The organism is Litchfieldella rifensis, assembly GCF_042646605.1.
GTDB classification, from domain to species: domain Bacteria; phylum Pseudomonadota; class Gammaproteobacteria; order Pseudomonadales; family Halomonadaceae; genus Litchfieldella; species Litchfieldella rifensis.
Map to the genome: position 1 here is coordinate 32,174 of NZ_JBHRUG010000044.1, position 25,773 is coordinate 57,946.

General features: G+C 58.9%; 18 protein-coding genes. 13 read left to right on the forward strand and 5 right to left on the reverse strand.

Annotated elements, in window-relative coordinates:
* The first annotated feature begins 27 nt into the window (after window positions 1-27).
* The 4 genes from ACFOEV_RS19470 (at window position 28) to ACFOEV_RS19485 (ending at window position 5,940) form a co-directional block, all read left to right on the forward strand.
* Entirely contained in the window at window positions 28-2,298 is a 2,271-nt protein-coding gene (locus ACFOEV_RS19470; protein WP_386776557.1) for an alginate lyase family protein, read from the forward strand.
* On the forward strand, window positions 2,295-3,062 hold the full coding sequence (locus tag ACFOEV_RS19475) for a glycosyltransferase family 2 protein (RefSeq protein ID WP_386776558.1): 768 nt from the start codon (window positions 2,295-2,297) through the stop codon (window positions 3,060-3,062). The genes ACFOEV_RS19470 and ACFOEV_RS19475 overlap by 4 nt, the downstream gene beginning before the upstream one ends.
* A gap of 117 nt (window positions 3,063-3,179) precedes the next feature.
* Window positions 3,180-4,454: an exopolysaccharide biosynthesis polyprenyl glycosylphosphotransferase gene (locus ACFOEV_RS19480; RefSeq protein ID WP_386776559.1), complete on the forward strand. Its 1,275-nt coding sequence runs from the start codon at window positions 3,180-3,182 to the stop codon at window positions 4,452-4,454.
* A gap of 208 nt (window positions 4,455-4,662) precedes the next feature.
* On the forward strand, window positions 4,663-5,940 hold the full coding sequence (locus ACFOEV_RS19485) for an O-antigen ligase family protein (protein WP_386776560.1): 1,278 nt from the start codon (window positions 4,663-4,665) through the stop codon (window positions 5,938-5,940).
* Here the strand turns inward: ACFOEV_RS19485 and ACFOEV_RS19490 are convergent.
* Both ACFOEV_RS19490 and ACFOEV_RS19495 read right to left on the reverse strand, forming a co-directional pair.
* Window positions 5,923-7,212 (reverse strand): PIG-L deacetylase family protein, encoded by a 1,290-nt coding sequence (locus ACFOEV_RS19490; protein ID WP_386776561.1) that lies wholly within the window; start codon window positions 7,210-7,212, stop codon window positions 5,923-5,925. The two genes, ACFOEV_RS19485 and ACFOEV_RS19490, sit on opposite strands and share 18 nt — an antisense overlap.
* Window positions 7,209-8,420 (reverse strand): glycosyltransferase, encoded by a 1,212-nt coding sequence (locus ACFOEV_RS19495; RefSeq protein WP_386776562.1) that lies wholly within the window; start codon window positions 8,418-8,420, stop codon window positions 7,209-7,211. Before ACFOEV_RS19495 ends, ACFOEV_RS19490 begins: the two co-directional genes overlap by 4 nt.
* Window positions 8,421-8,835: 415 nt before the next feature.
* Between ACFOEV_RS19495 and ACFOEV_RS19500 the strand changes: the two genes are divergently transcribed.
* The 4 genes from ACFOEV_RS19500 to ACFOEV_RS19515 all read left to right on the forward strand — a co-directional run bounded on the left by ACFOEV_RS19500 (window position 8,836) and on the right by ACFOEV_RS19515 (window position 13,676).
* A complete protein-coding gene (locus ACFOEV_RS19500) occupies window positions 8,836-9,987 on the forward strand; it encodes a glycosyltransferase (protein ID WP_386776563.1) in 1,152 nt (383 codons plus the stop codon).
* Between the two features lie 198 nt (window positions 9,988-10,185).
* On the forward strand, window positions 10,186-11,142 hold the full coding sequence (locus ACFOEV_RS19505; RefSeq protein WP_386776564.1) for a hypothetical protein: 957 nt from the start codon (window positions 10,186-10,188) through the stop codon (window positions 11,140-11,142).
* 51 nt (window positions 11,143-11,193) lie between these two features.
* Window positions 11,194-12,330 carry a glycosyltransferase gene (locus tag ACFOEV_RS19510; protein WP_386776565.1) on the forward strand — a complete coding sequence of 379 codons (1,137 nt, stop codon included), beginning with the start codon at window positions 11,194-11,196 and terminating at the stop codon, window positions 12,328-12,330.
* A gap of 212 nt (window positions 12,331-12,542) precedes the next feature.
* Window positions 12,543-13,676 carry a hypothetical protein gene (locus ACFOEV_RS19515; protein ID WP_386776566.1) on the forward strand — a complete coding sequence of 378 codons (1,134 nt, stop codon included), beginning with the start codon at window positions 12,543-12,545 and terminating at the stop codon, window positions 13,674-13,676.
* Window positions 13,677-13,692: 16 nt separating this feature from the next.
* Here the strand turns inward: ACFOEV_RS19515 and ACFOEV_RS19520 are convergent, their stop codons facing one another.
* From ACFOEV_RS19520 to mntA, 3 genes are all read right to left on the reverse strand, one after another.
* Window positions 13,693-14,415 carry a lipopolysaccharide kinase InaA family protein gene (locus tag ACFOEV_RS19520; protein WP_386776567.1) on the reverse strand — a complete coding sequence of 241 codons (723 nt, stop codon included), beginning with the start codon at window positions 14,413-14,415 and terminating at the stop codon, window positions 13,693-13,695.
* A gap of 21 nt (window positions 14,416-14,436) precedes the next feature.
* Complete coding sequence (locus ACFOEV_RS19525; RefSeq protein ID WP_386776568.1) at window positions 14,437-15,498, reverse strand: glycosyltransferase; 1,062 nt, start codon at window positions 15,496-15,498, stop codon at window positions 14,437-14,439.
* Between the two features lie 304 nt (window positions 15,499-15,802).
* Window positions 15,803-16,201, reverse strand: coding sequence for a type VII toxin-antitoxin system MntA family adenylyltransferase antitoxin (gene mntA, locus ACFOEV_RS19530; RefSeq protein ID WP_386776569.1), 399 nt, complete (start codon window positions 16,199-16,201; stop codon window positions 15,803-15,805).
* Window positions 16,202-16,423: 222 nt separating this feature from the next.
* On the opposite strand from mntA, the gene ACFOEV_RS19535 reads away from it, so the two are divergent.
* The 5 genes from ACFOEV_RS19535 (at window position 16,424) to ACFOEV_RS19555 (ending at window position 25,642) form a co-directional block, all read left to right on the forward strand.
* On the forward strand, window positions 16,424-18,475 hold the full coding sequence (locus ACFOEV_RS19535) for a type VI secretion system Vgr family protein (RefSeq protein ID WP_386776570.1): 2,052 nt from the start codon (window positions 16,424-16,426) through the stop codon (window positions 18,473-18,475).
* Complete coding sequence (locus ACFOEV_RS19540; protein WP_386776571.1) at window positions 18,476-19,399, forward strand: DUF4123 domain-containing protein; 924 nt, start codon at window positions 18,476-18,478, stop codon at window positions 19,397-19,399.
* Complete coding sequence (locus tag ACFOEV_RS19545) at window positions 19,392-22,757, forward strand: T6SS effector BTH_I2691 family protein (protein WP_386776572.1); 3,366 nt, start codon at window positions 19,392-19,394, stop codon at window positions 22,755-22,757. Before ACFOEV_RS19540 ends, ACFOEV_RS19545 begins: the two co-directional genes overlap by 8 nt.
* Window positions 22,758-22,785: 28 nt before the next feature.
* Window positions 22,786-23,523 (forward strand): hypothetical protein, encoded by a 738-nt coding sequence (locus tag ACFOEV_RS19550; RefSeq protein ID WP_386776573.1) that lies wholly within the window; start codon window positions 22,786-22,788, stop codon window positions 23,521-23,523.
* A gap of 427 nt (window positions 23,524-23,950) precedes the next feature.
* On the forward strand, window positions 23,951-25,642 hold the full coding sequence (locus tag ACFOEV_RS19555; RefSeq protein WP_386776574.1) for a C69 family dipeptidase: 1,692 nt from the start codon (window positions 23,951-23,953) through the stop codon (window positions 25,640-25,642).
* Window positions 25,643-25,773: the final 131 nt, after the last annotated feature.

A 25,773-nucleotide genomic window follows, 5' to 3' on the forward strand; every position in this document is an offset into this window, starting at 1 on the left:
GTTTTTTTGTCGGAGATGGGGCGCTTCATGACTAGCTTGCTATCTAAAGTGAAACCTCTTGTTGCAGCCTTTCCGGGTGCTGTCTGGTTGTATAGATGTGCGAGAAACAACATAGGAAGTAAGAAGGTCAGAGTGCCTTATTCACGAGCCATTGATCGTGGGAAAATATCAAGTAATGGCCGGAAAGAAGATGGTGCTATATACAAGAAAGAAAGTGTAGATTCTGTGGATTTTGTTCTTTATCGAATTGTGGGAAATGACTTGACTCCTCGTCACCGCAAAGGACAGTCATTAGACAATTTGAAATTTATTCTTGAAAATGAGCCAGTGCTGATAGGCTGCGAAAAGCGCTTTATTGTCAATCGTATCGTGGATAAAGATGAAGAGTCAAAAATCATTTCGCTGCTGGAAAGCTCAGGGGTCCCTTATCTGCACATACCTTTCAATAAGGATAAATATATTGAACAGGGCTGGGATATAGAAGGCGTTCCGATACAATATGCCCCTTATTCTGAACAGTTCTCTTTACTTGACGAGTCGCAGAAAGGGCGTGTGCTGGCTCGGCTATATCGCTTCAAGAACAATTATATCATTAATAATAATGGCGCACGTAATGCGTCGCTCGCTGATGGCCGCGATCGTGCAAGCTGGATTTTACCGTGGGATGGTAACTGCTTCCTGACGGCTGAAGGTTGGGACGAACTGCGTCATGCCATAGTGGCCCAACCGGAGCTACCGTACTGGGTCGTGCCGATGGCTCGCGTCACCGATAATGCGAAGCTGCTTGAACCGGGGTTTCGGCCAGTAGCCGAGGAGGAGCCCCAGATGGTTTTCCGTGCTGATACGCAGCTGATGTTTGATCCTGAATACTTCTACGGCCGTCGCCCCAAGGTTGAGTTGTTCTGGCGATTGGGCGTCCCGGGGCAATGGGATACCTGGTCCATTGAGCCGTGGGATCTACCGTGTCCCGAGTTTGCCGAGGAGGCGGGTCAATTCGGTCGCGCCGGGTGGGTAGCCCGGTTGTTTTCTGGCCAAGCCGAGCTGGAGGTGGAACAGGGGACTCAGGCCTTGGTGGGACGCGGCTTGGCTAGAGTGGAAGCTATCACGGAGTTGTGCGATCGGATCGATGACGAGTCGATGGCATCGGCTGTGAATCCTGCGGCGCCCGTGTTCACCGATCTGGAAGCGCTTAAGAATACCGGCTCTACCTTGCTCGATCACCTCAAGCAAGCAGCCGATGCGGCATTACAGCGTGGCCCCTATTCCGTGGTAGACAAGAAAACCCTGCCGCCAAGTCGCAACCCGCACGATTACTGGCATCCGGCACCTTATTTCTGGCCGAATCCGCTTCGTCTGCCGGGATTGCCCTATGTACGGCGTGATGGCAAGCGAATACCGGGTACTCGCCTGTATGAGCCGTTGAGTGACAACTATGACCGGACGCGTTTGCAGCGCCTGTTCGATGACACCTACATGCTAGCGTTGGCTGCAGTACGGTTCGGTCAGCCACAGTATGGAGCGCATGCGGCCAGGCTGGTAAGAACCTGGTTCCTTCAACCCGAAACAGCCATGACCCCCCATCTTGAATACGCACAGGTACGCAGGGGGCATGATCGCAATCGGGGGAGCAGTAGCGGCGTCATCGAGATGAAGGACCTTTACTATTTTCTCGATGCGGTCCGGCTGCTGGTTGCCCACCGGTTCCTTGATGAGGACGAGGATGCAACGTTTCGTGAATGGTTGAAACAGTATCTGAACTGGTTGCTCAGTAGCCGACAAGGCCAACAGGAGAGGACATCCGCCAACAACCATGGCACTTACTATGACCTCCAGGTCGCTTCTATTGCCGCCTATCTGGAGGAGTATCGACTGTTGCGTCATACCTTACGCGACAGTCGTTTCCGGATCATCGAGCAGTTCGAGCCCGATGGACGTCAGCCCCACGAGATGTTACGTACTACTACGGCACACTACTGTTGTTTCAATCTGCAGGGATGGGTTCACTTAGCGCAACTGGCCAGCCATGTGGGTGAGGACCTATGGGGTTTTCAGGGACCTGAAGGACAATGTCTACGGATGGGTATGGAATGGCTACTGGGACATTCAAGTTCTGAATGGCCTTATCGGCAGATTGATGATTTCGATAGTGAGCGGTTCTATCCCCTCGTATATGCCTACCGAGCCCATTTTGAAAGCGCATATTTATGTCATGGGAGTGTAACGGCTGAAACCATTAAGCCGCTGTTTCATCCGCATGATGGCATTCGTCCGTTCTGGCAGCTAGGTACTGACACATGAGCGTTTTTCAGAAACCGAAAGATGAAGCCGTATTGGTTTCTGTGGTGACTCCTGCCCGGAATGCTGCAGAGCATTTGCCCCATACGGTTGCCTCAGTGGCATCACAAGGACCCATCCTGCTTGAACATATTATCATCGATGACGGTTCGACTGATGCCACAGCAGAAGTTGTGAAGGAGCTTCAGTGTCAATACCCTTGCATCCGCTATCTGTATCAGCCTCACTCGGGAGCCGGTAGGGCCAGGAACTTGGGGATCGAGGCAGCCACCGGTCAATTTATTGCCTTTCTTGACAGCGACGACCTTTGGCTACCAGGAAAGCTGGAGGCCCAGATTGCCTTCATGAAGACGCATCAGGTGGCGTTCAGTTTTGGTGACTATGAGCAACGGGATCGGGCTTCGGGTAATGTGATGAAGCGTCATACTCCACCGGACGAACTGACTTATCGCCACCTGCTCAATGGTTGCCCCATAGGCTGCCTGACTGCTGCCTATGATCAAAGTACGTTCGGCAAAGTATACATGCCACAGGTTACTCGAGGGCAGGACTGGGGACTGTGGCTGGCTTTGACGCGCATGGGAGGGACCGCGCGTAAGTACCCGGGCATGAGGGCGGTCTACCACAGTGGAGGAGGAAGCCTCTCGACCAACAAATTTGCCAAGGTCGCAGACATCTACGGCATCTACCGTAAGCAGGAGCACTTGGACCACGTGCGCTCGGGTTGGTACCTGACTTGGCATGTGCTCAATTCACTTCTCAAGTGATGTGCAGTCGTTTTGCGCGGCAGGTTGTGAGAGCATGTGCACGCCTTGCGTGGCGCAGGGCGATGGTACACCGGTGAGGATCACGGATGAAGCAAGGCCGTATGGCGGTAATGAAACATGAAGCGTGAGTACGAGCGCCGTCATTCGCGGTGGTACGAGGTTCTGTTGTTGGGCTTGGGCTTCCATCTGTTGGTAGGCCTGCCGCTAGTGATCCTGCTACCCTCGCTGGAGCGCTGGGGCTGGGAGTTCTGGTACTACCTGCCGGACGTACGCACCAACACCATGATTGCCATTGGCCTGGCATTCGTGGCGTCGGCGTTGACGCTGCGGCGTATGGCGCGCTTCCCGGGTGCCCAGTTGGCCGCCTATATCATGCCCACGGTGTCGATTGCCTTTCTGATCGCGGTGGCGCTGTTGTTCTTCACTCGTGAGGGCTATACGCGGCAGGTGATGCTCGGCGGCTATCTGGTGAGCCTTGCCTGGTTCTTCCTGGGGTACTTTACTGGCCGGCGCTTTCGCACGTTGAAGTTGGCCATGGTGCCGTTCGGTGATACCAAGCGTCTGAGGGGATCGCGCCAGGTCGACTTGCGGATGCTGGAGACCACCGACCTGGGAGGCGTGCGCTACGATGGGGTAGTGGCTGACCTTCGGGCCATGGATTTGCCTCCTGAATGGGAGCGGTTCCTGGCGCGTTGCACGCTCTGCCATATACCCGTCTACCACATTCGTCAGATTTCCGAGTCGCTATCCGGTCGCGTTCAGATCGATCATCTGTCGGAAAACGAATTCGGTAGCCTGTTGCCGTCGCTGCTGTACGTTGGCTTCAAGCGCGTGGTGGATTTCTGCGGTGCCTTGTTGCTCTTGCCGGTGTTGGCTCCCGTGATGATGGTGGTGGCCATCCTGATCAAGCGCGACAGCCCAGGGCCGGCGTTCTTCCTGCAGCCGCGCATGGGCTACCGCCAGCGCCCCTTCCTCATGTACAAGTTTCGCAGCATGCACAACGACATGAGTGGCGAGGACTTCACCATTTCCGAGGATGACCCGCGGATCACACCGGTCGGGAAGTGGATCCGCAAGTATCGCATCGACGAGCTGCCGCAGATCTTCAACATCCTGAAGGGAGAGATGAGCTTCATCGGTCCACGGCCCGAGTCGGCCTCGCTTTCCGAATGGTACGAGCAGGATGTGCCGTTCTTCAGTTATCGCCATGTGGTGCGTCCCGGCATCACCGGCTGGGCCCAGGTGGAGCAGGGCTATGCCGCCGAGATCGATGGCATGGCGAAGAAGCTGCAGTACGACTTCTACTACATCAAGCATTTCTCGCTGTGGCTGGATGTGCTGATCTCTCTCAAGACGGTGCGGATCCTGTTCACCGGGTTTGGGGCGAGATAGCCTGCAATGCCGTGGTATACTGTCGCGCGGGCGCCTCTTGGGGCGCCCGTGGCGTTTCTGGATGAGACACATTCGATAAGCGCGGTAGGCATTGTCCCCGGCTTTTCGCCTTACGGCACCGATGAAGAAAACGATTGACATGCATCAATGGATACCGGGGCAACCTGAAACAGCGTGGCGCTCGCCCAACATTCTGTGGTGGTTAGGTGTGACGTCTCTTGCCGTCTACGGCTCCCTGCGTTTGCTCTGGCCCGAGGTGGGCGAGCTGGGCGGTACCTTGATGGGGTTTTTGGGGCTGGGGTGCGTGCTCGCCTGCGGGAAGCGTCTGCGTTCCTCCCCGGCGCTGTGGCTGCTTCTGGCGGCCGTTGTCATCCAACTGATCACCTGGACCCTTGGCTACTGGCACCACCCTGAATGGATGACCGACAATCCGCAGTTGGACCGGATGGCGAAGTGGTTCTTGTTCATCGGTGTCGCCTGGTGGCTTGGTGGCAGCACGCGTGCCACCTTGGCGCTGTGGGGGGTGGCACTGCTTGGGCTCTTGCTCACGACGCTACTCACGGGTGGCGGAATCGATCAGTGGTTGGCGGGCCTGCAAGGAGAGCGTGTCGATTTCGGCCTGCAGAATTCCCAGCATACCTCCATGTTCTTCGGCACGGCGCTGGTGGGGGTTCTAGCCTTTTCCCGACGCCTGCTGGCAGCGGGGCGTTGGGCGATGGCGCGTCGTATCGCCTGGCTGGTGGCACTGGCGATGTGCGTGTGTGGTGTGGTGATCACCCAGACGCGTGCCGTGTGGCTGGCGTTGGCGCTGGTATTGCCGGTCATGGCGGTGGTCGGTCTGCTGTGGAGCTATTCTCGCCAGCATAAGGAGCGGGCAGGGAAGTTGTCGGTTGCCCTCCTGCTGGGGGGCGTGGCGGTGCTGTTCCTGGCGGGGGTGGCGTTTCAGGGGGCGATCGAACGGCGCTTGGACGATGAGAACCAGATCATTGCCGCATTGCTCGATGGCGACATCGAAGCGGTGCCTTTCGAGAGTAGCATCGGGAATCGCGTGCATACCTGGATTGCGGCAGCCCAGTGGATCCAGGAGCGCCCTCTGGTAGGCTGGGGGGAAAACGGCCGCAGCCTGGCGGTGCAGGAAACCGACTGGCTACCCGAGTACACACGCGACCGATACAGCCATTTGCACAACACCTTCCTGGAAGTGTTCGTCTCCTATGGCTTGATGGGCGTGGCGCTGCTGGCAGCGTTGGCCTGGTGGATCGGTCACGGAACCTGGCGCGCCTGGCGTAGCGGTGTATTGCCGGGGGACATGGCGCTATTCGCGTCTGGCTTTTTCATCTACTGGGTGGTGGTCAATCAGTTCGAGGCCTACCTGTCGTTCTGGTCCGGCGTTTATGTGCACAATCTGATCGTTGGGGGCTTGGTCACCCATATCTGGCGCTGGCAATGGGAGCAGGGCCAGCGAGAACTAACAAGAGTCGGCTAGGGTTTGGAAAGCCTCGCCGGACACCATGGCGAAGGTCTCATGGGCCTTGATATGGGTCTGGAAGTAATCATGGTGGCCGTAATCTTGGTAGGCGTTGCTGGGTAGCCCGCTGAGTCGCCGATGCAGTGCGCGTTTCAGGCGCTTTTCCAAGCGTAAGTTAGCCCGTAGGTCATGCATGCTGTCCATGGCTACGGCCTTGTCGCGTTGGGCGTCGCGTGGCAGGAATTCGCTGAAGAAGTGCCATGGCCCGAGCCGTGATTCTGCCTGGTTGAGCGGCCATGGGCCGGCCGCCGCATGGGCAGGGCCATACGGAAAGCCACGTTGTTTCCGTAGATGATTGGCATACAGCAAAACTTGGCGCGGGCAATGCTTGGCTTTTTGCATAGCCAGGGCGCAGGCATTGGCAGCGGCAATATGATCGGCGTGGGGATCGACCTCGGGGTGCGTGACAACCAGTGTGGTGGGGCGAATGTCAGAGATCAGTGTCGCCAGGTCGTCGATCAGCTTATCTCCCTGATTGCCTGGATGGTTATCACTGGGTAGCGGTCGCTGGTTCCAGGAGCGGAACGTGGCGGGAGTGATATCGGCATTGTCTGCCGAGTCTATGGGGTGTTGGGGAGTTTCCATCAACTTCGTTAGCGTGTCATTGAAATAGCCGAGCATCACCAGGCGTTCCGGTGGGATACCGGCCAGCATGGGCGTGGTGGCGCTATTCCAGGCGCGTATCCAGCCCTTGCGGTGGGTGGCGGAGGCCAAGTCGTTATCCAGGTTTGGCAGGTATTGACGGTCCAGGCGCTTTTGGCGCTCGCCGGCACTGAGTGTCACGATCCACGTTTGGCTGGAATAGTGCCGATAGAGCCCGAAGGCGGCCAACTCGGCATCGTCAGGGTGTGGCGCGACGATAAGTAGTGGGCCTTCGTCCAGGGACGGTGCGCGAAAGCCTTGCAATACGGCCTGGTGGCCCAGTCGGCAACGCTTGGAGTCTAGCCGTAGATCATCGAGGCTTTGGATGCCGGTGAGATTGAGCCAACGCTTGCCTTGTTGTCCCGCTTCCAGGTACTGGGTGAAGCGTTCAGTATTGCGTTCGCTCACTGTCACGCTGGGCTGCCCCCAGCGGCCGTTGGCGCGATAATCGACGCATAGCAGCCAGCTATAGCTTTCCGCATCAAGCGCCTGCGGCATGGGCTCGACGAGCAAACGGCCTTCGCTATCGAGGGCCGTGGGGATCTCGATATCCGCCTGGAAGGGGTATCGGTGGTCATGGGGTTTCATGGCATCTCCATTGCCGTGTCTGACGTGACGCGTGTGGGGGCGATCAGGTTCAGAAAGCGCTGACAGATATTAGCTTCATCGAAGCGTTCGGCCCAGGCGGGTTGGACATTGACGGGGTCGTTCACGGCTTCCAGCATCTTGGCGGCGAGGCTTTCCGGTGTCTGTTCGGCAATCAGGCGTTGTTGTTCTTCGATGAGTACCTCGCGGATACCGCCTGGGGCATCGGTGGCAATGCAGGGCGTACCCAGCGCCAGTGCTTCGATGAGTACCAGCCCTAATCCCTCGCATCGTGAACTGAGCACAAGGGCCGTGGCGCGGGCCATCCAAGGGTAAGGGTTTTCTTGCTGACCCAGGAAGTGAACCTGGTGGTCGATTCCCAGTTGCTCGGCCTGGGCGTCCAGCCGCGTCCGTTCCGAACCGCCGCCAATCATGACCAGTGGCATATCCAGCCCCGCCTGGCGCGCTCGGTGATACGCCTCGAGCAAGAGCGACTGCTGTTTGACCGGCACCAGCCGTGCGACGTGCACCAGATAGGGAGACGAAATCTCCGGCATCACCTTGGCTTTGCTGAGCTGCTGGACGTGAGCAATGGGCACGGCGTTGTGGATGACCTCCAGGCGCTGTAGCGGGACCCTGCAGTCACCAAGGTAGGTGCTAAGTTCGTTGGCCACCCCATGCGAGACGCAGATGACCTGCTTGTCGGCGTAGAGGGTGCGGGTCAGCCAGTTACACAGTAGCCGCTGATGAAAGCGTCCGGTAACGGCTTCCACAACACGCCAGCAGCGGGGGTCGTCTACTTTCCACAACATTTCGAAGGCCCCTTGCCCCCGGAGCAGGATCTGGTCGAACCGTCCGCGTTCGGTCTCAAGGTCGCCCAAGAACTCCTGGAAATGCCGGCTGACGACTCGACCCTGCCAGACGAACCCTGAACCGGGCAGTAAAGCCTTGAGCAGGGTACGTGAAAGAAGGAGATACGCCAGCCCCGGTAGTGTGCGGCTGGCTTGACGTTCGAAGTCCCGACAGTGGACTGTCACGTTAGAAGCGGGTGCCTGCTTCGGATGGCCCTTGAGTACCAGCAAGTGCACATCGTGACCTTGATTAGCCAATGCATTGGCGAGGGTGAGGGTGGCCTGTTCGATCCCGCCTATTCCCAATCGGCGAATGACGATCAGGATCCGGCGAGTCGCTGTGGTTGTGTGGTTACGCATGAGCCCGCTTTGTTTCAATGGGTAGTAAAATAAGCGCGAAATGTTACTAAGAAATACAGAGTTTTTCCTGCTAAATACAGGAAGCACGAATAATTGCCTGCACGGCTCGGCGTTCCCACCCAAGTGCTGCGTGGCGTGATGCATGTAATGAAAACCGTTTCCCCGGGCGCTGCACCACCCAGGTCCTCGGCCGCTTGTGGCTCACCTGGTTTTGATGCATGCTTGCCCGCATGAAACGCGCCCCATATTTTCCATGTGCCAACCGCGGCGATGATGGCTCCACGCCGAGACGTTGCCAGCCATCGTCAACCTTTTCGTTATCGGCCGATGTGGTTAACAACTTGAGCGTGATGTTTGGCTCATGTCGCGATGGTGTGGGTAACCGGTTCTCCAGCAGGTGGGATAACGCGAATCGATGAGAACCTTGGTAGTCGTGCGCTCGCTGAAGATGGGAGGAATGGAACGTGTCGCGGTTAACTTGGCAGATGCGTTCGCGGAAGCGGGTCACGAAAGCCATCTGCTGACGTTTCGTAAGGCCAGGGAGCCGTTGACACCGGAGCACCCCAACGTTCGGTTGCATGCTTTCTCCTTGCACTGGGCATTGCGCCTGACCGTGGTGGGGGCGCTCATCGAGGCACTGTCACGCTGGTTTCTCAATCCTTTGTTCCGGCGTTCCCTGTTCGTGTGGATGGGCTTCCTGGGCGGCTATCTGTTCCGGGCCTGGCTGTGGTGGTTCGAACGTCGCCACGGCCGGGTCGACCGTATCGTCTTCCGCGGGGTAGGCACTTTCGAGCTGGTGTGGAGCTTCCGTGACGAACGTGCCCGCCATGTACTGGAAAACATCATGTATCGGGGGCGACGAAGCAGGAAGCGCAAGCTTTTTGCCCGTTGCCTGTATCAGGGCAAGCATCTGGTCGCCGTGTCGCAGGGGGTAGCGGAAAACGTCGAGAAAGCGCAGCGTGCGCTTGGCTTTACGCCAGCGTCGCTGTCGGTGATCGTCAATCCGTGTCCGATGGAGTCGATACGCCGACTGATGCAGGAGCCCGCCCCCGAGATTCCCGATCAGCCTTATATCGTCAATGTGGCGCGCCTGGTGCCCGCCAAGGATCAAGCCCTGTTACTGCGTGCCTACGCTATCGCTGCGCCCCGGGAACTCCTGGTGTTGGTCGGTGCCGGTCAGGAACGCGCACGGCTCGAGGCACTGGCGGAAGAATTGGGCATCCGCGAGAAGGTGATTTTCGCCGGCCAGCAGGCCAATCCCTACCCGTGGATGCGCCACGCCCGGCTGTTCGTACTCAGCTCGAGCTTCGAGGGCATGGGCATCGTGCTGTTCGAGGCACTGGCCTGTGGCACCCCGGTGCTCTCCGTCGACTGCCCGGGCGGTATCCGCGAGATTCTCAAGGGGCCATTGGGAGGTGCCATTGTGCCTCACGATGCCGAGTCCCTGGCCGAAGGCATGCGGGCCGCCCTGCAGCGGGGGGAAAAGCCGACCATCGACGATGCCTGGCTCGCCGATTTTCGGCCTCAGGCCGTCGTGGCGCGTTTTCTCGAGGAAGGGCAGTCGTAGGCCAAACAAGGTGTAATTGGGCTATTGGTTTTCCGACCAAGTTCTAGGCTGTGGATTGAGTATTACCATGTGATGCTGATATCAATCTTGGACTTACCTAAGTCGTTATCGATAATAGTGACGTGATGGTAATGGGTTGTTGGCCGATCGCAAGCAACCGATGGACGCTGGGAATAAGTGAAAAATCAGTGAATTATAATGAGCAATCTCAAGAACCAAAAGACGCGGTTGCCTGTGTCAATGGACGCGTTCCACGCATTCCACGCGTTTGACTTTGCGTCTCTTCACGACCCGCGTATGCGCTGGCAGATCCTTCGTGCTTGGTTGCAGGTGGTGACCCGAGAAGCGTTCCAGACGAAGATCGGGATTCCATTGGAAATGGCGCTATTGACGCTCTGGGAACAAGGCTTGCCTGGTGGCCAGGTTGTTGAACGTCTGGGGTTGCCACGGCGTGCGGTTGAGTGCTGCCTGGGTGACGCTCTGGTAGTCCATGTCGATCCGCGAAAACTTATCCGTAGTACCGATTGGCGAGGCTACCCTCACATCAAACGACCCTCATCTTCCGCTTTCATTTGGGATGGCGACTGGGATCATAGGCGGAGAGACCTTCGATATGGCTCGCGCTACCGCTTTATCAGTGACATCGACGTTCACCGCGACAATCTGAAGCAAACCGAGCGTTTTCGTAGTTTATCCAAGCGGCTTGAGACCGGCCGTCCGTGGTCGTCACATCAGCAGGGGGTGCTGCTTGATTCCGAAGAGCGGATTTTGGCTTATCTTCGGATTTACCTGGAATTTCTCGACGGCATGGCGACACATGGCTTCGATACCTCACGAGGCAAGGATGACCTGGGGGTGGCAATCACGCGTGAGGGGCGCATACTCAAGATCAACCGTGGTCTGCATCGCTTGGCCATGGCTCAGCGTATCGGTCTGCGCTCGGTGCCGGTGCGCGTGAAGGCTGTACATCGGATTTGGTGGCAGCGGGTCACCGATGGGGCAGTCGGGGCTGCGGCACTGGCTAGAGTCCAGACAGCGCTGGCACATTGTCACCCTGAGGACGAGCCTGGTAAGCAGGATCCTGTGGCCACTCCTGAAGCCTTTGACTGGCCGGTTCCTCGGTTGCCAACGAATCTTTCCAAAGAAACAGAGTAAAACTGCCCCCGAGGGGCGGGGTGACTTTCTATCGACAACGTGATGGCTGTGATGACCAAATATCCGCAGGAAGTGGAAACCGTCCAAGTGTCTGAACCAAGGCAAGTGTTGTTCATCACCGATCACCTGGGTGGCGGTGGTGCGCCTGTCTCGATTCTTGGCTTGGCCAAGGTGCTGACCACTCAAGGCATGGCGGTGACCATCGTGGTCCTCAGCGACAAGGTGTGGCAGCCCATTCCCGAAGGAGTGAACGTTCTTCGGGTACCGTTCTCGCATCGGCATGTGATCGACAAGATTCGGCGTTTCCGGCTGCATGCGAGAAAGGTCGATCAACTGCTGACACGACTGTCGTTGTCCTTCGATCTTGTGGTGGCCAACCTTCACTACAGCCATGAAGTGATCCGGCATACGCAATTGGCCCAGCAGGCTTGGTTGTGCATACGCACCGATCCGGGCGAGGCCTTGCTGAATAAGAAAGGAATCGCCCAGTACAAGCAGCGTCGCCGATTACGGTCGCTGTACAAGGGCAGCCGTGTCATTGCCATCTCGCATGGCATTCTCGAGTCGCTGGCCAAACACGGCGCACCGCCCGCGGTTGGCAAGGTGATTTACAATGTGATCGATGTTGAGGCGATTCATGCGCTGATGGAGGGGGCGGTCGAATACGATGATTATGTCGTGTACGTGAGCCGTCTGAATTTACGTCAGAAGCGCTATGATCGATTGTTTCGTGCCTACCAGGCGAGTGGGATAGCGCAGCCTTTGGTGGTGATCGGAGACGGGGAAGAGGAGGCGGCCGGCCGCTTGATCCGTGAGATGGGGCTCGAGAATCGTGTCATCTTGCTTGGCAAGAAAGACAATCCCTATCCGTATATCCGCCAGGCCCGGCTGCTGGTATTGACCTCTGACTATGAAGGTTTTGGGCGAGTGCTGGCCGAGGCTCTCGTCTGCGGGACGCCGGTGGTGAGTACCGATTGCCCGTCGGGGCCTCGCGAGATTCTGCGCAATGACTTGTCTGCTTACCTGGTACCGTTACACGATGAAGCGGCGTTGGCACGTCAGATCGCTGCGGCGATCGAACATCCGCCGACCATTTCCCCAGGGCACTATGCCAGGTTTTCTCCGGATACCATTGCCGATCAGTACCGCTGGCTGATGTCGACTGAGCCTGTTTCCCACGATTTGTGACCCAGTAGTGGGCATATAGGCGCAATGGTGCGTGTGCTCTCCATAAGTGTGTTGATGGAACGTAAAGGCGGCATGATGATCTACGCTTTCTGGTTGGTGGTCCTTTAGGCTGCGCAGCGAACTATGGGCTGTAAACGAGTTCACTCTGTGTTGACTTTAGTATATGCTTATTCTGTCAGGTCAAAACAAAGAGCCGGTGTTGATATAGCCTTATGGATAAAATTCTGAACGCAATTGCTATTCCGGCAGACGTTTCAGTTGTTCGCCTGCCCAATGCAAGGGACGAGGTTGATTCTTCCTCCCTTGTATTTTTCGACGGGAAAACAATTTTCTATGATGTTTTTATTGATAAGTCAGAGTCGAAGCTTGTCGCTATTGGTCCGCCTGCGCTTAATTTGGCCAGTTATCTTGAGGGTATGAAGCTGGTTGTTAACGGGAAGCCCGTTTCCTACCGATTCAAAGAGTATCCAGATTGTAAAGTCTCTTTTCTTGAGGCTGGTTTGAAATCCAGTGCTGCTTGCGAAGTAAGTTTTCATTTCAAGGACTTTAGTCAAAGCATTCATCTGCAGTCAAACCATCTGCCATCGGGTTTGAAGGTTTTGGCAGCCATATCGAAGAATAATGAAATAGCTTGGGTATCTGATTGGGTGGATTACTATAAATCAAATTATAATATAGATGAGGTTTTTATATATGATAATGGAAGTGATAATGTAGGGGAGCTCGAAGATGAGCTAAAAGGGCGTGCTCATGTTATCAGGTGGAGTTTTCCCTACGGGCCCCCGAAAAAAAGATTCAATAAATTTGCACAACCCGGGGCGCTCAATCACTGTCTGCGCAAGTATGCAAAGGACGGCGTACTTTTTAATTTTGATATCGATGAACTATTGATTGCCGACCGCGCTGAGATAGAGAAAGAAGTCAATAGCAATGGAACTTTGTATGTTTCAAGTTATAATGTTCCATTTGTGAATCCAGGGAAGAAGAGTTATTCTTTTTATGATTTTGTGCATAGAGAAAAATCCCTGAAAAAGTCTGCGCGAAAATTCATTTGCAAGGGTGACTCTGTCGATATCATTTCCCAGCATAATACTTGGACATATACCGGCCGCAGCTTCTGGAAACGCCTTCGGAGGAACAAGCCTTCTGCGATGCAAAGCCGGAATGCCTATTTTCTTCATTTCCTCGGAATTACGACTAATTGGCAACCTGACCTCAATAAGTTGAAAGAAGTATCAACGGAAGGTCTTGTTCATGATGACAGCCATTGTGACCTGAAACCTCATGGCACGAACCGAATCGCAAGAAAGGCTTATTCGGGTGAGCAGGGGGGCAGCGGTCCCTAGGCTGGAACTAGAGAAGCTAGCCAGTTTCCGAATGCCACAGGGCATGCATGTACTGCTCAGCATAGGCGCGGTATGTCTCGCCGCGTAGTTTGTTGATGGTGAGCGTTTGGGCCAGGGCATGCCACTGGGCGGATGCCTTGGCGGGCAGCGGGCGGACATGCGCATCGATCCATACGATCTCATCGCTCGCCGTGACCAGCAGGTTGTTGTAGTGCAGGTCGCGGTGCACGAAACCCGAACGGGCCAGTTGGATGACCTCGCCGACGAACCGTTCCAGAAAACGACGCTTGCCGGCCTCATCCAGGCTTTCGAAATAGTCGCCTCCTGGCCTGGCCGTGGGCAGGTACTCCATCAACAGCAGCGAGGCGTTGCGGTTCCTGGGGTTCAGGGAGAGGCCCCAACCGTGACAGGTGGGAGTCCGCAAGCCGGCCTTGCGCAGGATGCGTAGACTGCGAAACTCCTTGTGCGCATCGGTTTGCAGCAGCCAACGCTTTTCCAGATAGTCGCGGGCGAACCAGTTGAAGGGCTGTCGGCGTTTATCGAACTTGTCCGGGACCACCTTGGCCAGCAATGCCTGGTCGTCGGAGACATAGAAACGGCTGCTGGCGTGCTGCTCGAATTCCTGGGTGGTGGTGGTGCTCGCCAGGCGCAATCGGTCGGGCAGGCGCCAGGGCTGAAACACCAGGTAGCGGCGACGCGCGTCGTCGAAGGGGATATCGAGTAGCTTCACGGAGAGCATCCTTGCACTTGCCTCGCCAGGTTACAGCGCTTCGAACTGCGGAATGACCGTTTCCGCCAGGAATTGTTGGTAGTGCTTGGCTTCTACCTTGACCGGAGCCTGGTCCATGCGTCTGATCGCATCGGCCAGGCTCTTTTCGTTTTCGGGCGCCACCAGGAAATCGGCGAGCTCCTGGGTCAGGATTTCCCTTGGACCACTGGGGCAGTCGACACTGACCACCGGAGTATTGAGGAGTAGCGCCTCGATCAGCACACGCGGCAGCCCTTCGGAGTCCGAGGTCAGGATCAGTGCCTTGGCACCTTGGATGTACGGATAGGGGTTGGTGCGGTAGCCCAGCAGCGTGACTCGATCCTGCAGTTCGAGCTCATCGATCATCGACCGAATCTGTGCTTCCTGTTCACCCTTGCCCAGCAAGACGAGCGGCGTTTGCACACCGCTGGCCTGATAGGCGCGCAGCAGGCGGTCGTGACGCTTGACCGGGGTGAAAGCCCCCACATGAATGAGATACTCGCCCTGCGGCAGGTCGACGCTTTCCTGGGCCAGTTCGAGGAATGGCGCGCGTTCGTACGGGTTGTAGATGCTACGGATTTCGGCAGGCTTCAGGCCGATAATCTCCAGCAAGCTCTTTTCCACCCCATGGGAGACGGCAACCACCTTGCGATGATCGTATTGGCGGCGCTGCCTGGCAAAGACCTTGTCGCGCTTCGGGGAGTTGCTAAAGCGTGCCGAAATGTCGCTCTTGATCCAGAAATACAGGTTGGGGTGTTTCAGGTGGCGGGTGATCTTGTCGCAGGAGCAGGTGAGCACGACATCCGCCTGGAATTGGTCGAGTGCGTTGGCAATGCGGCTGGCCTGCCACTTCTCGATCAATACGCTGTTCAGGGCCTTGGTGGCCTTGGTGATCACTGCCAGGTTGACGACCTCGAGCCCCTCGGGGACATGCTGCTCGATACGGTCGCGCAGGATAAAGACCTTGACGATATTGCCGCGTTGGCGAAGTCCGTCGGCTGTGTACAGAAGCGATTTCTCGGCACCGCCGCCATAAAGGTCGGAGATCACGAAGGCAAAGCGTTTACTGCTCATTCAAGACAAGGGCCCTGGTGGTTGGTATGGTCGGCGCTCATCGGGTCGTCGGGTCCCGCTTGCCGAGCATGGAAGTGTACTTGATTTGGACTATCAGGCGAAATATGGGCGCTCGTCCATGGAACGAGCTGGGCCGGCCTGGTGGCCGGGTCGCTGCCGAGCGGCTCTTTTCTTGATGCTGGAATCACTTCTCGATGAATACTTCGGCAAACTGTCGAAAATCATCCAGCCGATTCTTGCTCGTAGTTGTGTACGACGATATTTCGAAAGCCTACCGACTTGCGCATTTCCAGCTTCTGATCGATCACTTGCCTATCCATGCTCGTTGTCTCGTCCGCAAGATATGTCGTTGCAGGGGCACGAAATCCGTACTTTCCATAATGTTCTTGTAGATCAACCGGCCCCACGCGGCATCCGATCCTCTTATGCGGATTCCGGTCGTCACTATCTGGCTGAGTAGTGGCTCCCCGGCACTGGACAGATCGACCAAGTCGACAGGACGGTCGAATGCCAGGGCAATGGCATCGATCAGTTCCAGGCGCTGCTCGGCGGTGAGTGGTCGATCTGACTGCACCGCAACATCCACGTCGCTGTTTTCATGTGCCTGTCCGCTGGCAAAGGAACCAAACAAGATCACCTGTTCCAGATAGGGAAAAGCTGTCATTACCTGCTCGAGTTTGGTGGATGCCTCTGATTGGCCCATTGTGTTGCCTTTTTAGCACCTGCCCAGTGGTTTGGCTTGCTGCACTCATGAACAGTGTACCTTATCCAGCAGCAGGCACCGAAGCGCCAGCCTGGCGGCCGGATTTGTAAGAGATTGCCGACACGCCTTGTAAGCCATGTCGGCGATTTCTGTCCCAGCGTTTCCTTCCTTCGTCGTTTCCCGTAGCGTGACTCGCCGACACATGAGGACAAGGAAGGAATCATGGCCAATCAGACCGGGTGGCAGTTCACCCTCGCACTTGCCGGGCACGACGCGCTCGACCTGGCGGTGGTCGACTTCACGCACCGCGAACGGCTGTCCCATCCCTTCGAACTCAGCGTCAAGTTCGCCAGTCACAACGGCGATCTGTCTCCCGCCGAGTGGTTGGACCGCCAGGTGACGCTGATCATTTGGCAGGATGGCGAAGTCCTGCGCCGGGTCAACGGCATCGTCGCCGAGTTCCGCCGCGGCGATCGCGGCCATCGCCGCACCCACTACGCGGTGGTGATCCGTCCGGCCCTGTGGCGCCTGTCGCTGCGCCACAATTCGCGGATCTTCCAGCACGTCTCGCCGCTGACCATCGTCAATACCCTGTGCGCGGAGCGCGGCATCACCGACGTCGCCTTCGCCGTCACCCGCGAGTCGGCCGAGCGCGAATACTGCGTGCAGTACCGCGAGACCGACCTGGCCTTTATCGAACGGCTGGCGGCGGAAGAGGGCTGGTGCTATTTCCACGAATTCGCGGCCGATCACCATCGCCTGGTGTTCGCCGATGCCCCTCAGGCGCTGGTCCAGCTTGGCGAGCGCACCTATCACGCGCGGGCCGGCGGCAGCGCGCCGCTGCGCCATGTGCGACGCCTGACCCACGCCTCCCGGGTCAGGCCTGCCTCGGCGACCCTCAAGGACTACTCGTTCAAGCAGCCCGCCTATGCGCAGCTCCACGAGCACCAGGCCAACGGGCTGGACGACCATGCCCAGCGGGCGGATTACGAACACTACGACGCCCCCGGGCGCTACAAGGCCGACGCCTCGGGCGAGGCCTTCACCCGCATTCGCCTGGAACACCTGCGTGCGGAGGCCGCCACCGCCGAGGCCCAGAGCGATCTGCCGGAACTGGTGCCGGGGGCGCGCTTTACCCTCGCCGGCCACGACGTGGCGAGCCTCAACCGCGACTGGCAGGTGGTGGCGGTCGTCCACCACGGCGAACAGCCCCAGGCGCTGGAAGAGGATGGCTTCACCGCCAGCGACCGAGAAGGCATGACCCGCTTTCACAATGACCTGGTGCTGACGCCGGGGGACACTGCCTGGCGCCCCGTGCCCAACCCCAAGCCACGCGTCGACGGCCCCCAGGTGGCCTTCGTGGTCGGCCCCGAGGGCGAGGAGATCCACTGCGACGCCCATGGCCGGGTCAAGTGCCAGTTTCCCTGGGACCGCTACGCCGAGCCCGATGACACCGCCAGCGCCTGGCTGCGTGTCTCCCAGGGCTGGGCCGGGGGCGGTTACGGCATGCTGGCCATCCCGCGCATCGGCCACGAGGTGATCGTCGAATTCCTGGAAGGCGACCCCGACCAGCCGCTGATCACCGGGCGCACCTACCACGCGGTCAACACCCCGCCCTACGCACTGCCCGAGCACAAGACGCGCACCGTGCTGCGCACCCAGACCCACCAGGGCGAGGGCTTCAACGAGCTGCGCTTCGAGGACGCCACGGACCAGGAGCAGATCTGGGTGCATGCGCAGCGGGATCTCGAACTGCTGACGCTCAACGACCGCCGTGAGCAGATCGGCCACGATAGTTACCTCCAGGTCCACCGCGACCGCCTTGGCGAGGTCGACCACGACGACCACCTGACCGTGCATGGCCAGCGCCATGAGAAGACCGACGGCAGCCAGCACCTGATCGTCCAGGGCAGTTTGCACGTCAAGGCCGGCCAGGCGTGGCTCACCGAGAGCGGCCGCGAGCTGCATATCAAGGCCGGCCACCAGGTAGTGCTCGAGGCCGGCAGCGAGCTCACCCTCAACGCCGGCGGCAGCTTCCTCAAGCTCGACGGCAGCGGCGTGACCATCGTCGGCCCCAGCGTGCGCTTCAACGCGGGAGGCAGCCCTGGCCGGGGCAGCGGCCAGGCGGCGGAGAGCCCGCTGCTGCCGGGGCATGCGGTGGCGGAAGAACATGAGGAGGTGCCACCGATTCAGCGGCCGGCACAGCTCAGGACACTACTCAAGGCTCCGCCCAGCTGTGAGATCTGTGAGTCCTCCGGAGGGGAGAACCGCTAAATGATCGAATTACGACGAGCCACCCATGCCCTGGTGGATGGGGTGCGCTACCCGGAGGCGTTGACGCGTTTGTATGGGCGTGACGATGTGACGGAGGTCGAGCCGCTGTATCGGACGACGCGCTGGCAGGACATGGCGGGGCAGGGCCCGATCCTGATCCGTTTGCAGAATGCCGCGCTTGTCGACGAGATGCTGGCCGACGGTAGTGGCGACCTGATGCGGGCGACCTCCTGGCTGGTCAGCCACGAGACGACCCAGACATTGGCCAATCACCTGCGGCAGTTCGTGCAGATCACGGCCACCGGGCGAGGGCCCCGGCTATTGCGCTTCGCCGATCCCCTGGTCGCCCGGCACTGGCTGGAGAGCTATGGCGAGCGTGTGCCGGCCGAGGTGCTGGGCCCGATCGATACCTGGTGGATGGCGCACTGGGCACCTCTCTGGGCGCCGGCTGCCAAGCCGGCCTGGCAGGCATTCCGTGCTCCACTCGATATCGCCCCCGACAGGCGGTCGGGAACGTCTCCCGCCCATTTCGGTCCCGCTCAGCTCGATGCCCTCGAGACAGTGTCCCGCTGGCAGTTCAAGGAACGCCTTGCCATGCACTTTGCGTTGACTGCCCCTCGCATCTGGCAGGGTCTGAGCCCTACGAGACGTGGCCAGTGGCTTGACGACAGGCTGGCCGACGCCGTTGCCTGGGGCGCCACGACCGAGCGCCAGGCGGCGATCTGGGTCGAGCTGAGCCTGTACTGGGGGGCGGATTTCATGACCCGTGCGGATGGGCCCTATGCCCAGTGGTACAGCCGCTATCCCGAGGCTGACAAGCTGTCCCACCAGCAGTGCCTCTATGCCTTGGATATCTGGCGTGCCTCCCCCGAGGCGGCCCGCTTCGAGAACCCCGTGTTGATGCATGAGGCCGGCCATGTCTGACATCCAAGCCCTGCGCGAGGCACGCGATGCCGAGTTCGAGGAAGTGCCCCTCGGCTCGGCCGCCATGTGCCCGCTGCTCCGCGATATCGCGATCTTCCCGGTGCGCTATGCCATCGACGAGTCCCCTGCGCAGGCCGGCGAACCGGGACCGCATCCGCTGCCGGAAGCGTGGAATGGCCCCGCTTACCCCAAGCTCAAGACGCGCGACTATACCCTGAGGCAATTGCGCGACGGCTGGCTCTATGTGTGGAGCGAAGAGACCCGCGACATCGACGAGTATCGCGTCGAGGGGTGTGTATTCACCGGCGAAGGCGGTGACACCAAGCACTATCTGCTCTACCCATCCGCTGCGCGTCTTGCCATCGTCTACTCGTCAGTGCAGTGGACTGAGCGCATTCGCGACATGATGCGTGACAACGCCGATGCCCGGGCGCGCCTCATGCGCGTTGTCGATCCCATGGCCGCCTTCGACGGGCTGGTCACCAGCGCTCTCGACTCCAGTGCGCCGCTGCCCTCGCATATCGGACCGCTCACCTCGCTCGGTGAATCCGTAGCGGATATGCTGCCCGACGGCGCCACGGGGGAGTTCACCTCGACCACGGTGGCCACTCGGCCGCATGAGCAGGACGGCGACGGGGCGGACGAGAGCGTCTACGAGGTGCTGGGCCACAAGCCGGAGATCCACCAGAACAAGATCCTCTCCAAGGTGCCTAGCAAGGATGAAGCGATCTTCGTCGCCTTGGACGATGACCTGGGAATCGTCAACGACCTGACCATGAGTCTGCTCGGTCGCGAGCAGGAACTGGAGCAGTTCAACGACGAGCACGGCCATCGCCTGGAAACGGCGCGGGTGGTGGAGCAGTTGTGCGGGCCTGACGAGAGCCGCTTGCCCAAGGCGATCCGCGAGGACGCCGAGGCACGCCGCCAAGCCATGCACACGCTTCACCGGCGGCATATCGCACAGGGCGAGTATGAGGCCCTGCAGGCGCAGGACGACTACCTGGCGACACGCACGGGAGCGCACCTGCCATCAGTGGAAGGGGTGGGGTGGCTGTCCGAACGCCGGGAGCTGGACGCGGCACTCCAGGAAATGGGCATCGATCCTCCCGGCGAGGAAGCCTACGAGGCTTGGAAAAACAAGGGGATATGGAGAAACGATGTCCGTTATGACGACGCGATGGTTTTCGTCCAGGAGAAGGAACCCGAACTCGAGCACTTGCAAGCTCATGTCGCCGCCAGCCTCGAGGACCTGACTGCCTGGCTGGAGCGTCTACCCCTCGAAGCCGAGGATCTCTGCTTCGATACCTGCGATCTTCAACAGAGCCAGGGGCTGATCGAGTTCGCCCATCTGGTCGCTCAGGTAGTGGGTGCTACCGCGTCGGGGCAGAAGTGGCTGGAGGGCACCTTCCGCGAACGCGATTCGCTGATCGGCCTGGCGTTGGTCAACTTCAACAGCGCCTTGGGCAATGCTATCGAAACCATTGCGCGCAACTTCTACGAGACCGGGAGCGCGGATGGCCAACCCGAGGGAGGCGTCGAGGTTGGTGATATCGCGAACGTGGCCTCACGGTATAACGAAATTATTGCCGTACTCGGGTTGGAGCACGTCCAGCAAAGTGCGCGCTATCAGGCCTTGGCGACTCCCGTGCAGGAGGCCTTCGAGACCTTGCGAAGGGTCGTCGCTGGCTCAGCCAAAGGGGCCTGGGAAGCCCTGGCCTTCCAGGCGTTGCCTGCCATGGGAGCGGGTGCCCAGGCCAGCACGGACAAGATCGCCCGCGGCTTGATGCAGAGCCTGGTGGTGGCCCTGGTGCATCCCGATGTCGAGCGCGCCTATCTGGTTCGCCGCGGTGACTTCGAAGCAGGCCATGCCCAGTGGCTCGACGACATGATGACCCATAAGCTCCAGCTCGAGGCTGCCCGGCAAGCCTTGGCCCAGGAGGCGACGGCAGGCGAGCGCAATGCGCAGATGAATCGTCTGCGCGAGCTCGAGCAGCAATACCAGGCATTGGCGCTCGAAGAGCCCAAGCGCATCGTCGCCGGCGAGAGCGGCGGCGACCCCAGCAACACCGGTACCCAGGTGCGGGTCTCGCACCTGGAAACACTGGGCTATGCCGAGTTGAAGCAGCAACATCGCCTGCGGCTCGAACGCCTGACCCAGAATGCCCACCAACGCATGAAGACCTGGATGGAGCGCCGTGGCGGCGGCCTGGCACTGCTGATTGCCGGCCTCAACCTGGTCAATATCGCCGACAGCGTAGTCACGGCAAGCCGCGAAGGCATGAGCCAGGCCGATCTGGAGAAGATCGCCAGTCAGGCCGGTTACACTGCGAGTGCAGTGATGGCGCTGTGGGTGATGCCGTATTGGAACCGGGCCGCAAGCGGACGCTTCCGCCTGAACGGCCAGCCCAAAGCGCTTGCCGAGGTCTCGTTTCGGGCTTGGAAGCGAGGCGGTAAGCTGGCAGCGGCGCGTCTTGCAGCACGGCTGGCCTCGGCCGTGGTAGGGATGGCGGCTTTTGCTGCGATTGGTGCAGGGGTGGAAACATGGCAAGTTGTTCAGCAACATGGCAGAGCAACTAGTGGCGAAGAACAGGCCGCTCTCACCGCAAAGGGTATTGCTACTTTGAGCATGACTCTGACTGGTGCTGCCCAATTGATTGGTGCCATTGCTGGACGCTGGGTGGCCTTTGCCTGGGTTCTGGCACCTTGGGCGACCTGGACCTTGGCCATTGCCGGGGTGGTCTATCTTTTTGCCTCGATGATCGCCGATTACTATCACCGCGAGGGCGTGCGCCTGTGGCTTTATCGGAGCACCTGGGGCAAGGCGTCCCAGTGGTCGGATAGCGATGAGGACCAAGCAGCGGAGATGCGCACGTTAACGGAAGCATTGCTCGCTCCGTCGCTCAAGCTGATCCCTGTGCGCCGCAGTACCCGTCGCGGTAGTCGCGGCCAACTGGGTTACTGGATTCAACTCGCACTACCCGCCGCGCTGGGTGGCGAGGCCATCCAGGTCTCCGACAACGCCAGGCGAGGCTTCTGGGCGCCGGTGGACAGCATCGACGAGAGCCTCCGGCGCAGCAGGACGACGACGCCATCGCTATCGGCAGCGGCTCAATACCGTGCAGACGATCCGCTGCGCGTCTGGCAGGCCTGGCTGCCCGCCGAGGAACAAGGGTCGGATAATCCCTTCACCCTGACGGTCGACTACGCCTATACCCTGTTGGCTAATCCCCAGGGCCGGGCTGATTTCACCTTCTACAAGCCGAAGGCCGGCGACGGCAAGTACGCTATCGAAGCGAACACGGAACTGCGGGGTGGGAAAGCCGGAGGCTTCACGCTGGCGGTGCCCGGTGCCACCTGAACCAAAGCGAGAGAAGAGATACTGAGTGATGTGGTTTATTCAACCGAAGGAAGATTATGTTTCCCGGATGCCATGGAAGCATGCTGATGAATCGGCCGTGATGAGTTGGCAGATCCGGGCCAGAGATTACAATACCTTTGTGGCTAATTGCGGGTTCTTGGTATGGGTCATTGGATGTGCAATATTTGTATATTTTCTAATCACAAAAGCGGCTGGTGCGAAAATCACAGATGTCATCGGGTTGGGCGCTATAGGAATATATATTCTAATTATTCCAGTGGCGATGAGTATATTTTTCCAAACAACCATTATTGTCTACCGCTTTACCGAGAAGGGCGCTGAGATTTGTGCCTGGAAGCCTCAGATCGATTCGGTCAAGCCGGTGATGAAGTGGACGGCGATCGTCTCGGGGGTGGCCGTTTTATTTCTTATCTTTGTCGATCCAGCGTTTTTGATTGCGGCTATTGGCCCAGTGGGGGTGGGGGTGATGGCGGCGATGATGGGCTCGTCTAAAGGCTATCAGAAGCTGATGAGGGGAGAGCAGCACTATGAGATCGAATGGCCAAAAACCGATACCATTCGCGTGTGGCGAAAACGTAACCTCATCGCGCTGACATACCAGTGGAGACCCTACAGTAAGAACTCACGCTATCGTCCGAGGACAGAGCGCCTTTATTGCCATCCGGATGAATTGGGTGAACGTATCGCGTTTTTCAGGAAGCATTTACCCAGTGCGGCCTACGAAGAGGGCAAAATTGATATTTGACCAGGCAGACATATCGAGCTGAATACAATGTTGCGATCCTGGCAACAGGATGCAATGGCGTCATGCTGCCAGGATATGGCGCCCCCTATCCCGGTGACAATCGATACGTCACCCCACTGGAAGTGGGCCGAGCAGGTTGCTATGCCTATCGAAGAACAGAATGCCGAGATAGACAGGTCCAAGCACTAGTCTCCTGATCCTTCCGTGTCAGCAAGGGATCGATGTAGGCCATTCGGTGTTGTTTGTTTTCAATAGGTTGATTTTTATATTTTTTTATTTCCTTTTGGAGCCGGGTCAGCTTGGTTTCAGTCGCTCCGTATCCGCTAATTTGACAACCTCTATCCCCTTGCTCAGCTTACTGAGTGCCCATCCCGAAATAACAATCGTTGTTGCATGCTTGCAAACAGACAGAGGAGGGATTGCGGTCATGAAATACATGAGCAACGGAGACGGTGTGGGGCGCGTGCCGGTCTTGCCACTGCTGGTGTCATTGGTCGTTGCAGGAACGGCCTCTGCCGAGACGCCATCGCCATCCGTGTTGGGGCATCCCAACGAAAAGAGCCTCGGGATCTACATCGGTAGCGACTTGACCGAGGACGGTTCGACCTTCCTGGCCGGTTTCGGCCATGAGCCTTCGAGCCACTGGATCGAGATCGTGCCACGTCAGGCACATCCTCAAGGGGCGACCTGGAAGGTCGGGGTGACCGGTCAGGCGCGCATTCCGGGCGAGTTGATCGAGATCCCGCAAGCGGATATCACCTACAAGTACATCACCTCGAACTATTCGGAGTTTGCCGGTTTCCCGCCACCGCTGACCAACGGCGGGCTGAACGAGCACGGGGTGGCGGCGCGGGATATCTGGTCGCCCTCGCGTCCCGAACTGGTGGAGATGTCGAAAACGGCCGCCCAGGAAACCCCGCAGCGCGGCCCGCAGTATAGCGATCTGGCGCGTGCAGCGATGGAGCGGGCCACCACGGCGCGTGAGGCGGTGGAGATCATCGGTGGCTTGATCGATAAGCACGGGTTCTCGACCTACGGCGGCAATTCGCACCTTATCGCCGATGCCGAGGAGGGCTGGGCGTTCATCAATTATGCCGGCGGTCAGGGCTTGTGGGCGGCCGAACGCCTGGGCTCGGATGAGATTCGGGTGATGTATCCGGGCTATATCCACGACTTCCCGGTCGATCATGAGCAGCACGATGATTACCTGGCGTCCGACAACTTCGTCGAGTTCGCCCGTGAACAGGGCTGGTGGGACGGCGAGAGCGAGTCGTTCAACCTGCAGGAGGTCTATGGTGCGCCATTCCCGGCGGACGATCCGGGCGACACCTACCCGGCCTTCTATACCGAGGGCCGCAATCCGCCGGCCCGAGAGAAAGAGCTGCGCGAGATGGCACCGTTGAGCCTGGAGGACATGATGGCCTATGTGCGCGATCCGCGTTGGTCGACCGATTTCTCGGGCTATGGCCAGGTCGCGCACCTGCGCCCCGATGTGCATCCCGAGTTGCAGACCCTGTGGGTCGCTGTGACCAGCGGTATCACCACGCCCTTCGTGGCGATTCCGATCGGGACGCAAGACGTGCCGCTGGAGTTCAAGCAGCATCGCTACATGACCAAGGATGCCGATTCCCACTTCATCGACCCGGGTTACGGACCGTTGGAGGCCACGCGTTATGCCACGCGTACCTTCAAGCGGCTGCTCTATCATACCTGCGAGCACCCGGCCGATTTCCTGCGTCCGGTGACCGGTGAGCTCGAAGCATTCGAGCAAGGCCTGATCGAGGAGCGCAGTAGCGTCGAGCGGCGTGCCCAAGGATTGTTCGAGGCGGGGCAGAATGAGCAGGCGCGCGCTCATCTGACCTATAACGTGGAGCAGCGGCTGCTGGAAGGACTCGAGCTTGGCGAGGACCTGGTGCAGGCGGTGGAACGTGAAACCCGCGCCAAGTACGGCATCCGCATGCCCGAGGGCGAACCGGTCGAAGGCGAGACAACGCCGGCCACCAGCCAGCCCATGGCGCGCCATGGTTGGAGCGCGATGATCCATTGCTATGAAGAGGCGCTCGACGAATACCCGCGTGAGCATGGCATCTACGACGAGTACCGGGGGCTGGGTCATTGAGATTGATGGCTCACGACAGCGGGTTTTTTGTAGATACTCCGTTTCGACTCAAGCGTTCATATGCTCATCGCTGAAGAGCAACGAGGAATCGAATGGGGTTTGGCTCTGCATGCAGGCCCACAGGCCGGTGA